Raw genomic sequence first — 15509 nt, 5'->3', positions numbered from 1 at the left:
GACGGGCTTGGAGGTGAAATCGTAACGGCATGTAGAAAGGAATGACGCGTGTAGCAAGGCTCTGCGAAGACAATGGGAGGATCAACATGCGGGCACGTCCCTTTATTAGAAAAAGTATAGGTCTTACGCCGATATCAATATGCCGCCACTGCGCGCCTGCAAGCTTGATTCACATCAATGGAAAAGTTGAATGCGAGGAAAAATAGTGGCCAGCAATGCATTTGACTCTCCCCTCATCTGACCAAAAACCATCGTGCGTGCAACACCTCACATCCTCGAATATGGGCTTGAACAGATTGCCGGGCAGGCTCTTTTGCCGGCGATGAAACCGCTATTGACCCCAAACGATGACGTCGCTGTAAGGCGTTTGCAGATCACGCTCGGGAATTTCCCAGATGATCAGTTTGGGCGGCGTCTGCTTGAACGCCGGGTTGTTGAAATAACCATTGGCGCCACCGGAAAATTCACCACCGTCCTTGGCGAAATTGCCAATCGGCGCACCCAGCGCCTGCTGCAAAAACCCGGCAAAGTTGGAATTGCGCGAAAACGAGGTTCCGATCAGTGCCACGTTCGGCAGGTTGTCATCGCCAAACAGGTCATCGAGGTTATCGCCGCCGCTTGGCGCTGCGGCCACTTTCTCGCTGATCTGCGTGGTCGCCACGGTTTCCGGAGTCGGTTGCAGTGTCACCGGCAGCCACTCCAGACCGGCGAGCCTGACCAGGTCGCCCGGACGGCGTGCCGGTTCCTGCACCTGCGCCTCGAAATCCTTGTGCGGCGTGGCGCTGATGCCCATGCGCTGCACGTGCGCGGCCACGGCTTTGGCAGCGGCAGCGGCGCCGGTTTCGCTCCAGTGGGTGTCGGTGCGCAGGTACGCGTCGGCGCCCAACGGTTGCAGGCTCGGCGCCAGGTCCACAGCGGCGACACCCGCCTTGTTCAGCCCATCGACCCACGCCACGGCGCGGTCCTGCAACATCGCCGGGCGACGCAGGTCGCACAGTTGCGCCTGAACGATGCGGCTCTTGTCCGGCACCACCGCCACCAACAACGTGATGCCGCGTTTGGCCAAGCGTTGTTGGAGTTCACGCACCACGCCAGCCTTGGTGTCGGCATTGGCGCGGGCGTGACGGTTGATGCGCATCTCATCGGTCAGGAACAACCAGCCGGCACACCCCGAGCGCACCCGTGGGCCGGTATCGTGCAGCACCAGCCAGCTTGCGCCGCGCTCCAGATCCGCCGCCTGCTCAGGCATTGTCGCCTGCGACAACTGCTTGGCAATCTTGTGGGTGATGTCGCCTTCCAGTGCGGCCTGAGGCGTCAGTTTGGGCGGCATGAACTCGACTTTTCCGCTCGCCAGCAGCCAGACGCAAGAAGCGAAAGCCAGCGCCAGAAAAGCCACGAACACGACGCCCGACAGCTTGCTGATGCGGGCGGTACGTTCGCAGGGTTGAGCCGGTGCGGGAGACGAAGCAGTCATGGGCGCGGTCATCAGAACTGAAAGTACAGAAAGGGTACGGCTTCACGGCTCGCGATCAACGCAAACGAAAGCAGGAACCCCGCCACCGGCCACAGGGCCGTGATCGGAACGAACAAGGCGTGACGGGCAAACCGTTGCTCGACACGACTTTGCAACAGTGGCGCGAGGATGCACACCAGGCCGAGCATCGCTGCCAGCCCATGCACCGGACGCAAGGTCACCGCCAGCGCATCACCCAACGCAAAGTCATGCAGGCCAAACTGCCCGGCATACATGGTCATCGCCGAATGGAAATCCGGCGCGCGGAACAGCGTCCAGGCGAGGAACACAAACAACAACGTCAGGCTGTGCGAAAGCAGCGGTGGAATGCCTGGCAAACGAGAACGGGACCAGAGGCGATCAACGCACAATGCGACCCCGTGCGCCGAACCCCACAACAGGTAATTCCAGCTGTCGCCGCCGTGCCACAGACCGGCGATGGCCATGGTCAGGAACAGGTTGCGGTACGTTTTCCACGCACCGTTGCGGTTACCGCCAAGGGCGATGTAGAGGTAATCGCGCAGCCAACTCGACAGCGACAAATGCCAGCGCCGCCAGAAGTCCTGGATGCTGCTGGCCAGGTACGGCCGGTTGAAGTTTTCCGGAAAGTGAAAGCCCAGCATCAGGCCCAGGCCGATGGCCATGGCGCTGTAGCCGGCAAAGTCGAAAAACAGTTGCAGCGAGTAGGCCAGGCAGCCAATCCAGGCGTCGACAAAGGACGGGTTTTCCAGGTGGAACGCGACGTCCACCAGCGGCGACAGCGTGTCGGCCACCAGCACTTTCATGCACATGCCGATCATGAAACGACGCGCACCGAGGGAGAAATTCTGCCAACTGAAATACCGCTGCGTCAGCTCCCGGCGCACCCAGTCATAACGAATGATCGGGCCGGCGATGGAGTGGCCGAACATGGAAATGTACGTGGCGTAATTGATGAAACTGCGCTCCACCGGCACGGTATGCCGATGCACGTCCACCAGATAGGAAATCGCCTGCAGCACGATGAACGACAGGCCCGCCGGCAGCGCCACCCGCTGCCATTCCAGCGGCATCGCCCCGTAATAAGTGATCAGCTCACTCCAGGTCCCGGCGAGGATGTTGGCGTATTTGTACCAGCACAACACCGCCGTGTTGAACACGATCAGCGCGATCAACAGCCGCACTCGTCCACGGGAGCCGTCCGGTGCGCGATCCACCAGCAGGCCGCCCACCCACGCCACAATCGTCAGCACGATATGCAGCGTCAGGAACAACGGGCTCAGCCAGCCGTAGAAAAGCCAACTGCCGAGCAACAGGATGACATTGCGCCAGGCCGGTCGGCCCAAGGCGTAGACCAGCAGAAACGCTGGCAAAAACAATGTCAGGAACTCTAACGAGGCGAAAACCATGGCAGCGGCGAGATCCGATCAGTGGGACAACGAGTCCGTGGCGTTCAACACACGTGGTCCTGCGGCCGACGGCACCAGCAGCACGCTGTAGCGCTCACCCGCTTTGAGTTCCCCCAGGTCCAGCGGCGCGCCGACGTTGGCGTTGGCGCACACCAGTTGCACCGACAGGCTCACCGGGTTGATCGAGCGACGTTGCAAGCTGTCGACCGGCACCGCTTTGAACAGGTCGGCGGTACGCCCGGCTGGACGCAAACTGGCGTCGGCGCACGAAGCGTCGACGTTGAAGAACGCCAGCGACGCTTTCAGGCCGTTGAAGTCGTCCGGCTGTTCGCGCACGGCCACTTGCTTGAGGCCAGCGCCGTCCGGCAACACCAGCACGGTGGCAAATTCACCGGGCTCGACTTTCAAATCCATGGCCAGTTTTTGCGCACCGCTGACCAGGCTGCCCTTGATCGGATTGCTGGCCTGCACCGGGAAAAACAACGACACCGGTGCGGCCACTTCAAGACGCAGCGGCGGTTGCCCGGCCTGCGCGATCACGTCCAGCGGTGCGGTGCCGGCGTTGACGAAGCGGATGAACGCCGAATCTTCGGCCGGGCCGGTGGGGTACAACGCCACTTCGGCGTGGGCCAGCGTACTGATCGACAACACCGGAACGGCCGCGAGCGCCGCGAACAGCTTGATCATTTCTTGGCTTCCTTGACGGCCGGGGTTTCCAGCAAGGCCTTGCTGATGTCAGCGCTCCAGGTCTTGTAGCCCGGCGCGGTCAAATGCTGACCGTCCACCGTGGCCCACTGGCCCGGCTTGGAGAACTGCAGCGAGTCGATGTAGCTGCACGGCGCCACGTTGGCGGCGAGGAATTTGGAGGTCATCTCGACTCGGGCAAAGGTCTTGCCGTATTTGCCGCCTTCGGTGCCCCAGTTCGGGCCGACCCACGCGCAACGGGTGCCGTTGGCCGAGATTTCCTTGGTCAGCGCCGTGGTCTGCTGCCACAGCCAGGCTTTCGGGAACGCCGGCTTGGTGTAGCTGGCCATGGTGTCACCCATGACAATCAACACCAGGTCCGGTTTGTCGGTGGCCAGCAACTGGCTGATCGGCAAGGTCGCGGCTTTGCCACCGAGCACGACGGTTTTTTCCGTGCCGCGGCGCTCGGCGCCACCGCAGGTACCCGGCGTGGCTTTGAGCCAGTCACCGGCGTTGGCGCCGCAAATACCCAAGGTATGCACGGTCGCCCCCTGGGCAACCAGGCTGTCATGCAGGGAGGAAATCAGATAGTCAGGCGTCGCCAGGTGGCTGTCGCCAATCATCAAAATGGTCATGCCTGCCAGAATCGATACTGCCACGGTGCAAACTCCTGCTGCTTAATTCGAATAAGGGGAACGGTAAGGGCTGACCGGCATCGCCATGCGACCGGTGAAGTCTTCAAACATGTACCGCAGGTACAAACCACCGGTGAATTGCTTGTAGTCCTGGGCGTTATCCAGGCCGAAGCTGCCACCCAGGAAGACGTTGTCGCCAAAACGGTACTCGGCGGCCGCGTTCAGGTTGTAACCGACGCCTGTCTTGTTCTGTCCCGAGTACTGGGTCGGCACAATGATCCCGGCCGTGGCGTACTGCTGCGATACTTGATTCAGCACGCTCTGCATGTCGTCGTCGTTCGGGAAATACGGGGTCGCATCCTGCTCGATGTGCTGCACGCCAACCGAGCCCTTGATCGAATAACTCAAGCGGTCGGTGCGTTGTGACCAGCCGATCGGCACGCCGATGGAAAAGAAGTTTTGCGGGCTGAAGTAACCGCCGTTGCCGTAGGTGAAGTTGCCCTGGTTCTTGTCGTAGCTGATGCCGGTGAGGCTCAGGCCGGCGGTCAACTGACGGCTGTCGTCATTGAGCAAGTACCAGTAGACCCCGGTACCGGCCTCGGCACGGCTGTTGGATTCGACATGGTTGCCCACCAGTTTGTGCAGGCCGCCGTAGCCATAGACGCCGTAGTCGCCATTGTCATAGCTCAACTGCAAACGCCCGCCGTTGGCGGTGACGCCGCCCCATTCCAGGCCACTGCGAGCGTCTCGCGCACCGGCGAAAGACACCAGGCTGTCGGTCACCGGGCGCCGCGACAGGCTCAGGCCGTAGCGGAAATCGCTGCCTTCGGTGAACGAGCGATCAAGGCTGATACCGCCGACCACGGTGCTGTAGAGGAAACCCATGGGGCTGGCGCCCACATCGGTTTTCAGCCCCAGCGACGGGTTCTCGTAAGCCACGGCCAGACCGACACCCGTGTCCTTTTGGCGCCCGACCGGACCGCTGATCTGGTTACGCAGAAAATCGCTCTGGGCCGGGTCCGTGTTGTTCGCCAATTGGGCTTGCAACGCGGCCATTTGCTGTTCATTGAAACCACCGAAGCGTGACTTCGCAGGATCACTGATGCCACCGGCGTTCAGCGACACCGGTGTCACCCGCAGCGCCAGACGGTCATCGTCCAGCGGCACACTGATTTCCAGCGGCGTTTCGACGTCGGTGATTTTGCTCAGGCCCGCCTCGCTGTCATTGCTGCGGATGGTCACGCCTTGAGTGACACGCGGGCTGCGCTCCTGATCAATCTGATCAAGCGCACTTTGCATCGCCTGACGGGCTTCTGCCTGCGGGTCCGTCGGCTTGGCCGGGGCCGAACGGCGAGTGTCATCGAAGCCGGCGCGCGCGGGCTGCGCAGCGTAAGCGCCTGCGCTGCCGTTCATTGCCAGGGTATTCGATGTGGTGGGCTCGGCCTCATCCGCCGCCTGCGCAACTTGCACCTGCGCGGGTGCCGGAATTTGTGACAGCGTGGCCTCGGCCAGCCGCGATTGACTGCGCTGGCCGGCCTTGCCCACAAATGGGTTGGCGGCCACGGTCCCGGCAAACGGATTGGCTTCTTCCTTGCTCGGCGCTTGCAGTGCCAGGGCGCGCGCATACAGTTGCGCAGCCTTGGCGTTCTTGCCTTGGGCGCGATACAGACTGGCAGCGGTGGCGAGAATCGGCGCATCGTTCGGCGCCAGTTCCAGCGCCTTGTCCATGGCTTTCTCGGCGCCGCGATAATCGCCGGACTGATTCAAGGCCTGGGCCATGCCGATCTGCAACTGCGGATCATTCGGCGCCTGGTCGAGCAACGGTTGATACAGCTCGATGGCTTTTTTGGCGTTGTTGTTGGCCAGGTACATGCGCGCCAGCGCGCCAACCGCCAAGGGATCGTTCGGGCGTTGGGCCAGGGCTGGTGCGAGCGTGTCGTAGGCCGCCACGAGGTCGCCCTTCTCCCGCAACAGATCGGCCTGACGCACGGTGTACAGGTACAACAGTTGGTCATAATTGCGCTGATCCGCCGCCGCCAATGGCTGGCTCTGCAACTCGTGCAGGATCTGATTGACCTGCACGTCGTCACCGGTTTTCAGCAGCACGCCGGCATACGCCAGGCGCAGCGACGCCGACGGTGTGCTGCTTTGCGCCATGGCGCTGCGCAGCATCGACAATGCGTGTTCGGTATCACCGGCATCGACGTACGCCGAAGCCAGCATGCCCAACGATTCAGGTTTGCCGTTGGCGGCCAGTTCGGCACGGCGCAGCAGGGTGATGGCTTGGCTGCGGTCACCCTGTTTGGCCAGGGTTGAAGCCTGGCTGGCCAGGGATTGCACTTGAACCTCGTTGGCCAGTTGTTGCATGGCTGTGCTGCGCTGGCTCACCGGGATGCGCTCCAGCGTGCTTTGCGCGGTCGACCATTCGCCCAACTGGCTCGACAGCAACGCGCTGACGTACAGCGCATCGACACGCTGCGGATCGGCTTTCAACAGCTCTGCCATGGTCTGCCGGGCTTTGTCCGGGGCCTTCGCCTGCACGTACAGGCGCGCCAGGTCATAGCGCGTCCAGACATTCTGCGGGTCGTTGCGCACTGCTTCCTGTTGCGCGGCAATCGCGCCGTTGAGGTCGCCGCTGCGCTCGGCATTTTTCGCCTGGCCGACCGCGACGGCGGCACGCAATGGCCGCAAATCGCCAAGGCGTTTTTGCTGGGCAGCGTTCAGCCCTTCGATCATTCGTAACCCTTGGCTGGCCTGGCCGTTTTGCGCCAGCACGGTGATCAGCCCCAACACGGCCGCAGGGTTGTCGTTGTCCAGGGTCAGCGCCTGACGATAGCTCGCCTCGGCATTGTCCAACTGGTTCTGCTCCGCTTGCACGCCGCCCAGGGCGACATAGCCTTCGACTTGTCGCGGTTTACTGGCGATGGCCTGTTGCAACAGGCTGCGTGCGCGCACCAGATCGTGATCGGTTTTGGCCTTGTCGGCCTGGCCCAGCAGATCCCAGTAGCGATTGCTCTCCAGCGCCGCTTGCCAGCGCGGGTTGCCGCCACGGCCGGCGGCACGCTTGAGCAGTTCATTGGCGTCGCTCAAACGGCCCTGACGCTGACGAACAATCCCCAGGCCGCCCAACGCGTCGGCGTCCTGCGCTTGTTCTTTGAGTCGCGCCAGAAAGGCTTGCTCGGCGACATTCAGTTGGTTGTCCTGAAGCGCCTTGAAACCGCGGGCCAGATTCGGATTCTGCTGGGCAGCCACGGCGGCCGTGCCACGGCTGTTCATTTGCGTGCGAATCTCGGCATCGTCCGGATTGGCCTTGAGGTACTCCTCGAACAAAGGGATCTCCGCCGCACGTGGCGAACCCAGCCACACCAGACCTTCGCGCCAACTCTCGGTGGCTTCACCGCCCAGTTCGGGCAGGGTCGACAGCTGTCCCAAGCGGCGAATACCGTCGGTTCGGGTAGCCTCGTTACGCAGCAGCAGTTTGGCCAACACCAGTTTGACCTTGGCATTGTTCGGGCTCTGTTGCAGCAAACGCTCCAGGCCCTGGCGCGACTCGGTCCAGCCGCCGGCCGTGTAGCCCAGGTAGTTGTAGAACTCCAGGCCCAGCTCCCCTTGAGGTGCCTTGCCCGCGAAAATCTGCCGATAGATCGGCATGGCCTTGTCCAGCTCGCCCGCCGTCGCCAGCAAACGCGCCTGCTCCAACTGATCGAGGTTGTTGCCGCTCTGCAAGGCGATGGCTTGCTCCAGCAACAACGTTTGCGACTCGCCGGGATGGGTTTGCTTGAGCTGATCCAGGTAGCGATTGGCGCCCGCAGGGCGGTTGGCCTTGAGCTCCAGCAAGCCCAGACCGTAAAACGCATCGGCTTGCTGCGGATCGATCAGCAGCAGTTTTTTCCAGGCTTCGGTGGCCCGGGCCTGGTCACCTTGTGCCTGCCAGTATTGCCCCTGTTGCAACAGCGCCTTGCCGGCGTCGTTGAGCGCGGCAAAGCTGCTGCTGTGGATCAGGGCGGCAAATATCCCGAAGGCTATGGCGTGACGGCGCGCTGGCATTGCTTCTCCCACATCGGTTGCAACTTCCCGTGATCGAGGAAGTGGTAGCGGTTGTCCATGTAGCCCAGCGAAAACAGGCTCAGTACAAAAAAGTAATAGGGTGGCTGCTTCGCCTGGACCGCTTCGGGGGTCAGGGTCTGGGCCATCAGTTGCTGCACGCGCAAGGCCTGCTGCTGTTGCAGCGACGCAGTGCCCAGCGCTTTGAAATACGGCAGCAGCGCGGCGGAAAATCCGAACGGTCCGGCACCGCTGCGCTGACCGCTGAGCACCTGGACTTGCTCCGGCGGCACACCGTCGGCGAGCGTGGCGGCGAGCATGCCGCCCAGGCTGCCGAGCAACGGTTTGCGCAGCGGGTCCTTGACCGGCATCAAGCCCGCCCACAGGTACGCGCGGATCGCATCGTAACTGCCCAACTCACCCTTGACCGGGTCGACGATGAACTCGCCCTTGCCCGGCCCGGTACGGCGATAACTGACCCAATCGGCCACAAAGCCTTTGTAGCTGACGGCCTTGATCAGGGTCGCGGTGTTCGTGGCGATTTCCGCCCACGGTCCGTTGTGATCGATGTCGGCGAATCGGCGCAGCACCGGAATCGGCAGGTAACTGGGGTTGAGCTGCCACAGTTCGGGTTTGTTGAGGTCGGGTTTGATAAAACCGACTTTGCCCGGCATCAGCATTTTGCCCAGCCCCGGCAGGTCTTCGACCTCTTGGGTGGCGACGTTGTGCAGAATCTGGCGCGCCGTCTGGGTGTAGGCGTCGTTGTGCCAAAGTCTTCCGGCTTCGAGCAACGCATAGGCGAACCAGAGATCGGCATCAGATGCCGAATTGCTGTCCAGCAGGCGCCAGGTGCCCTGTTCGTCCAGGCCCCAGAACCAACCCGGCAGATTGCTCTTGATATTGCCCTGGGCGAGGTTGTCCTGACTCCAGCGCCACAGCTTGTCGAAGGTCACGCGGTCATTCGCCACCAGGGCGAAGAACATGGCGTACGACTGACCTTCAGACGAGCTGTGACGTTGCGGCGTGCTGGCATCCACCACACGCCCGTCGGGTTGCACAAAGTGCTCGACGAACGTCTGCCACAACGGCCAGGTCGATGCCTCGCAGCGTTGCGCCTGGGCGGTGGCGGGCAGCAGCCATGCCAGCAGCAGCGTCGACAGCGCGATCATGGCGGCGCGGCGCGGGCGTTTATGGGCGAAGGCGGGCACGCTCATCACACCTCAAGACGTCGTTTGGCCCGGGCGCGCAGCGACACGTACGCCAGACCACTGAGCAGCAAAATGGCCAGCCCGGTCAGCGCAAACATCCAGCCCACATGCCGCGACAACATCCATTGCACGTACTTGAACGGTCCGAGATCGCCAACGTAGTACTGCTCGTCCGCCACCAGCGCTTCGATGGATTTGCCGCGAACCACCACCAGGCTGCCCTGGATCGACTGGGTGTATTCCTCGCCACCGATCAACGCCTTGGTCGCGTCGATGAGACCCTCCGGCCGGTCGCTGGCAATGACCACGACACTGCGACCGCTCTTTAGCGGCGACTCGAAACCGGTCAGGTAGGTGCTGCGCTGCCCGCCGGAAAACGCCATGGCCAGTCGCGCCTTGCGCTGGTTGGCATCCGGGTCGGGGCTGAACCAGTCCCGCACGCGCATGGGCAAATCGGACAATTCGAAACGTTGCTGGCCGTCATTCCCGGCCGCCGGCAGGCGATCGGCCCATTGGGTCAGCAGCGGCTGGTTGGCACCGGAGGCCAACACCAGCAGATCCTTGTCGGCAGCCGCGGCGACCTGTGCCGCTTGCATCACCTGTACGCCAGTGGCCGGGTAACCGGTGGACTGGCCAAACCGTCCGAGCACAGTGAGGTAGGCATCCAGATCCGCAGCCCCGGCGTTGTCCGGCAGCACCACGGCGGTTTGCGACAGGTCGGCCAAGCGAGTGAACGGGAAGCCCGCGTCCTTGAACACGCCAAGGTTCGGCATGGCCATGAAGTGGTCGTAGCCGCTCAGGTCGAGGGTCGATTCCGGGTCCACGCTGCCGCGCATGTTGTCGATGATGATGTCGCCGCACTCGCCCTGTTTGATGTAATCGAACATGTAGCGCAGTTGCAGACGCGATTGCAGGGCGACCGAGTTCAATGGCAGGCGCACACGAACCTCGCGGGCCAGGCTGTCGTTGGTCTTCAGTGCGCTGAGCACACCACTGTCGAGTTTGTCCTGGGACGGCAGGTTACGAGACTGAATCAGCCCGTCGTTGAAGCTGACAATGAACGACGAGTTGGAGGATTTCTCCTGGGGGGTGTAGCGGTATTTGAGGTCCAGCGGTGCGCCATCGTCGCGCCAGGTGAACAGGTCCGGCGGGAAATTCAGCGGCACGGTGATCTCGCCCGGGTTGTAGCCGGCGACGTTCAACTGCTTGGCCGCAATCAATTCACCCAGCTTGACCGGGCGATCGGTGGGCAACCAGTTCGGTGCGTCGTACGGCTTGCGGGGCTGCACGTTGTCGAGATGGTCGATGACGACGCGGCTGCCCGACAATGCCTGGCTGCCCAGCACCAGCGCAGTCGCGGCACGCTTGAGCTCGGCGCCATCGCGACCGGTAATGATCAGCAGTTTGCCGTTGGCATCGTTGGGGTTGCTCATCAGCGTCAGGGTCGGCCCTGTCGCGGCCGGCAGAGTCAACGGGCCCAGTTTCAGCGCATCTGGACCACTGAGCAGCACCACGGCATTGCCGCTGGCCGGCAACTGGTTGAAGTGCGAAGAGAACATCGCGCCGCGATAGCTGGCCTGCGCGCCGAACCAGGACGACAGTGCGCCGGCGGCTTCCAGGGTGCTGTTATCAGGCGCGGTGGCAAACACAAACGGCAAGCTCAGCTGGCGCGCATCCCGACGGTCGAAAAACGGCAGAGGCAGGATCGCCAGATCGTCCGGCAGGGACAGTGGCGACACTTGAATGTCGAGCTGACTGCTGTTGCTGATCTTGGCCCACAGGCTGGAGTGCTGCGGGTCCTCGCAACTCATCGAATAATGGCCGACGAACTGCAGGCTCAAACGGTTGAACTCGGTGATCAGGTGGGCGGGAATCTCCACCACCTGCTTTTGCATCACCCCGGCGTTTTCCTTGGGCAAAGGCAGGCTGGCAGCCACCTCGTCGTTGACCATCACGTTGATCTGCGAAAGGTCGGCCAACAACGCAGGGGAATAGGTGTACTGCAACGTCAGGTGCGCGCCGGTCACGATTGCATCGGCGCGCACGTCGAAGTTGACGCTGTCGCTGGATTCCACGCCGCGCAGGGTCATCGGATAGTTCCGACCCAACTGCTTGAGCGTCAGGCTGTAGTTGCCGACACCTGCCGTAGCACCGGTCACCGGCGCCGTTTCGGCAAACGCCGCAGCACCACTCCCCAACGCCAGCAAGGTGCAGGTCGCACGAGCCAGAATACGGCGAGCGCCGCGCAGGTTACCGACAGCGAAAGACTTCGAGTTCATCACTTGTCCAGAACGTTTTCTAAGAGGGGGGGGGATGGACGACGGTTGCGCAGCCATGCCTGCGCTTCCAGGACCGTGGCCTTGAATAGTTCGTAGATGCCGCGCAAGCCAATGGCGCTGACATCGCGCAACGCCACCAGCGGCGTATCAACCTGACCGCTGCCCCAGGTCGACGCCCAGGTGTCGGCTCGCGAGAAGGTCAAGCGCACCAGTTCGCTTTGTTGGCGCAGCGTCAACTGATCGAACTGCGCCCCCAAAACGTTGCCGCGACTGAACACAATCACCGCCGGGAACACGCTCAGGTGTTGATTGCGGAACAGCGAAATCTGCACCCGTTCGCCTTGGGGAACCATCACCCCTTCCGGCAAACGGAAGCCCAGGCCTTTTTGCGAGAAGTCCAGGGTCGAGCCTTCGATGACGCTGCCATCGGCACGGGTCAGGCGCATCGGCAGCACCGCCGCGACACGCGGCTCGGAACGCATCTGCCGGGTTTCACTGGCCACCGCCACCGAGGCGCTGGTGATGATGACGTTGTAAACCGTCCAGGCCAGGTTGATCAGGATCGTGGTCGCCGCATCGTCCGCACCCTCGGCCAGCTTCACCAGACCAATGATCAGACCGGCGACGTTCAACGCCAGCAGGATGATGTAGGGGCGCGCCAGCTTCCACTCGAAGTACTTCTTGTCGATGATCCCGCCCTTGTCGGTCACGTTGAACCCGCCGAACTTGGGATTGACCAGCGCCATCAGCACCGGGCCCATGATGTACCAGGCCAGTACCGTCTCGTAGACCTCGTTCCAGAACGAATGGCGGAACCGCCCCTGAATGCTGGAGTTGGTCAGACTGGCGTGGAGGATGTGCGGCAGCACATAAGCGGTAATCATCAATGCCGAGGCGTGGTAGATCCGCGCGTCGAAAATCAGAAAGGCCAGCGGCGCGGTAAGAAACGCCAGACGCGGCAAACCATAGAAAAAGTGCAGCATCGCGTTCACGTAGCACAGACGCTGGCCCAGGCTGAGGCCTTTGCCGAACAGCGGGTTATCGGTGCGGAAAATCTGCGCCATGCCCCGCGCCCAGCGAATGCGCTGGCTGATGTGGCGTGACAGGCTTTCAGTCGCCAGGCCCGCCGCCTGAGGAATGGCCAGGTACGCGGTGTTGTAGCCGGCACGGTTGAGTTTGAGCGCCGTATGAGCGTCTTCAGTCACGGTCTCGACGGCCACGCCACCGACTTCAAGCAACGGTTCACGACGGATGACCGCACAGGAACCGCAGAAGAACGTCGCGTTCCACAGGTCGTTGCCGTCCTGTACGAGGCCGTAGAACAGCTCGCCTTCGTTCGGCACGGAACGGAACGTGTCGAGGTTTTTTTCGAACGGGTCGGGCGAGAAAAAGAAGTGCGGCGTTTGCAGCATCGCCAACTTCGGGTCCTTGAGGAACCAGCCGATACTCACCTGCAGGAACGAGCGCGTGGGGACGTGGTCGGCGTCGAAAATGGCCACGAACTCGCCACTGGTGACCTTCAGCGCTTCATTGAGGTTGCCTGCCTTGGCGTGGCGGTTGTTGTCACGCACGATGTAGTTGACGCCGATCTGCTCGCAGAACTCGCGGAAGTCTTCGCGGCGCCCGTCATCGAGTACATGCACGCGCAGTTTGTCGCGTGGCCAGTCGATGGCCTGGGCGGCGAAGATGGTGACTTTGACGATATCCAGTGTTTCGTTGTACGACGGGATGAACACATCGACCGTCGGCCATTCACTGGGTGGGCCGCTCATCAATATGGGTTTGCGGCGCAGCGGCCAGGCGGTCTGGATGTAACCGAACACCAGCACGATCATCGCGTACAGCTCGGCCATGACCAGGCCGTAGCCAAACACCATGTCCAGCCAGCCCTCGAAACCGAGGGTGGACGTCAGCCGCCAGTACAGATAACGCAGAGAGGCCGTCAGTGACAAACCGATCATCACCATCACCGTCAGGCGCCCCGGGATCTTGCGCAGCACCAACGCGGTGGCGAAACAGCCCGCCGCAAAGATGCACTGCGAGTACAGATCGAACGGCACCGTGATGATAAAAACGGCCAACAGCGCGCACATCAAGGTCACGCCGAGGGTCAACGCTTTACGCAATGCCTTGGGCAAGCTGTCCACGCGATCCGACAACGCTTGAGCCCAACGCTGTGAACGGGTCAGGACTTCGGTATCGGGAGCAGAGGCTGTAATCACGACGCGTACGACTCCGCGATATCCATGGATTGCAACTGCGCCTTGAGCGTGTCACTCAGTACTCGCATGTCTCGACACGCAGGGGAAAAACCCGCCTTCAGCAACGGGTTTTGACCGTACGCCAACGCCTCGCCGACGCCGTGATCCAGCGCCACGGTCCCCAGCAGTTCGTTACCGAGACGGCGCTTGAGCACCTCTTGCATATCCCGGCAAAACGCTCGGGAAGCGTCGAATTGATTGATCACGTAATTGCACTGCTGTACTTGTCCCCGGGCCTTGCGTTCGTCGAGCAAACGCTGCATCGGGTCCAGCGTCAGGAAACACGCGGCGTCGGCGGTAACCACCACCAGCACCTGATCAGCCACCATCAAGACCTGGTCCAGGTATGCCGTGCGACCGGGTGGTGTGTCGAGAATCACCACGTCGTTTTCGCCCAGGGCCATGCTTGCCAGCTGACGGGCCAGCCAGAACTCATCGTTTTCCAGGTAGCGTTCCAGCGTCCGGCGCTCATCTTCAGTGACTGCACCATAAGGCAGCAACAATGAGCCTGCCGGCCCGGCCAACAACAGCGAATTCCAGTTTTCACCCTGAAGGCTGGCGTTGCCCATGCCGGCCACATCCGGCTCGGCACCCAGGTGATGCTGCAAGGCATTTTGCGGATCGAGGTCGATGGCCAGCGTCTGCCCGTGCTCAACCCGCAAGAGGGTGGCGAGCGCCGAGGCCAGGGTGCTTTTGCCAACGCCGCCCTTGCCCGATATCAGCGCGATGACATGCGCTTTGGTTTTGCTCGGGCGACCATTGGGCAACACTTGGCGCAGTGCCTCTTCGTTGCGTGCTTGCGCCTCCGCCTGGCGCGCCAGCGCGACCTCGGCCAGTAAATGACGAAGCGGTGCGGCGACCTGGGGGGTTTGGGTTGGCGACAGTTCAGCAGCATCTTGGATCGGGCGATCGACCGGTGCGGCTTCAACCACCCCAATAGCGGCCTGAGGGGCGTCAATCACCACGGACACAGGCGTAGTCGGCACCAGCGCCAACGGCTTTTCTTTATAGTCAAAATGGCTATCGAATTCGAGATAGCTGTCCGCACTTGCCCCGAACCTGTTGAACAGGTTCGATATATCGTCTGTACGATTCATAAGACTGCCCGAGGCGCTTGCTGAGATAGAACACGAGGCTCGAGACGGTCCGTCGAACCGAGCCACTAAAATGATATCGTCAATATTTTGAACTACACTAGCCTAATACTTAATCGCGATCAAAATTATTTTTTAATCGCCATTTTTTTGACTTGGCGCAGTTTTTTTTTTTTGGCTGCCGATCTATGCATGCATTCAGCGAATAAACGGCACTCTTCGACGGCGCGCGATTATCCGCTCAAGCCTGAAAGGCTGCTCATTTTTTCGCCGAATGGCAGGGTATTGAGTCGTTGACAACTTCATGCCAATGAAAAACAACGGAGCAATAAGCGGACCATGTACCAGGCAATTAAGAAACAAACGTTTAGTTGTTTCGTATATATCTTTTAAATCAAAGAGT

9 protein-coding genes are annotated in these 15509 nt (G+C 61.6%); all 9 read right to left on the bottom strand.

What is annotated here, in order from left to right:
* Positions 1 to 331: 331 nt before the first annotated feature.
* From Q7W83_RS00515 to bcsQ, 9 genes are read right to left on the bottom strand one after another with little or no spacing between them, the layout of a single operon-like run.
* On the bottom strand, positions 332 to 1474 hold the full coding sequence (locus Q7W83_RS00515) for an alginate O-acetyltransferase AlgX-related protein (protein WP_191630148.1): 1143 nt from the start codon (positions 1472 to 1474) through the stop codon (positions 332 to 334).
* Between the two features lie 11 nt (positions 1475 to 1485).
* A complete protein-coding gene (locus Q7W83_RS00510) occupies positions 1486 to 2901 on the bottom strand; it encodes an MBOAT family O-acyltransferase (RefSeq protein WP_150639946.1) in 1416 nt (471 codons plus the stop codon).
* Between the two features lie 18 nt (positions 2902 to 2919).
* Positions 2920 to 3588 carry an alginate O-acetyltransferase AlgF gene (locus Q7W83_RS00505; RefSeq protein ID WP_150632954.1) on the bottom strand — a complete coding sequence of 223 codons (669 nt, stop codon included), beginning with the start codon at positions 3586 to 3588 and terminating at the stop codon, positions 2920 to 2922.
* Positions 3585 to 4208 carry an SGNH/GDSL hydrolase family protein gene (locus Q7W83_RS00500; RefSeq protein ID WP_150632970.1) on the bottom strand — a complete coding sequence of 208 codons (624 nt, stop codon included), beginning with the start codon at positions 4206 to 4208 and terminating at the stop codon, positions 3585 to 3587. Before Q7W83_RS00500 ends, Q7W83_RS00505 begins: the two co-directional genes overlap by 4 nt.
* Positions 4209 to 4262: 54 nt before the next feature.
* A complete protein-coding gene (locus Q7W83_RS00495; protein WP_473655536.1) occupies positions 4263 to 8267 on the bottom strand; it encodes a cellulose biosynthesis protein BcsC in 4005 nt (1334 codons plus the stop codon).
* Complete coding sequence (gene bcsZ / locus Q7W83_RS00490; protein WP_473655535.1) at positions 8243 to 9478, bottom strand: cellulose synthase complex periplasmic endoglucanase BcsZ; 1236 nt, start codon at positions 9476 to 9478, stop codon at positions 8243 to 8245. The genes Q7W83_RS00495 and bcsZ overlap by 25 nt, the downstream gene beginning before the upstream one ends.
* Positions 9478 to 11751 (bottom strand): cellulose biosynthesis cyclic di-GMP-binding regulatory protein BcsB, encoded by a 2274-nt coding sequence (gene bcsB / locus Q7W83_RS00485; protein WP_150639943.1) that lies wholly within the window; start codon positions 11749 to 11751, stop codon positions 9478 to 9480. The genes bcsZ and bcsB overlap by 1 nt, the downstream gene beginning before the upstream one ends.
* On the bottom strand, positions 11751 to 13973 hold the full coding sequence (gene bcsA / locus Q7W83_RS00480) for a UDP-forming cellulose synthase catalytic subunit (protein ID WP_150632958.1): 2223 nt from the start codon (positions 13971 to 13973) through the stop codon (positions 11751 to 11753). Before bcsA ends, bcsB begins: the two co-directional genes overlap by 1 nt.
* The gene (gene bcsQ, locus Q7W83_RS00475) at positions 13970 to 15109 is read right to left on the bottom strand and encodes a cellulose biosynthesis protein BcsQ (protein WP_150654359.1); all 1140 of its coding nucleotides are present in this window, start codon (positions 15107 to 15109) and stop codon (positions 13970 to 13972) included. Before bcsQ ends, bcsA begins: the two co-directional genes overlap by 4 nt.
* Positions 15110 to 15509 lie beyond the last annotated feature (400 nt).

The organism is Pseudomonas sp. 300 (genome assembly GCF_055803035.1).
This window is presented reverse-complemented; position numbering and strand designations above follow the sequence as displayed.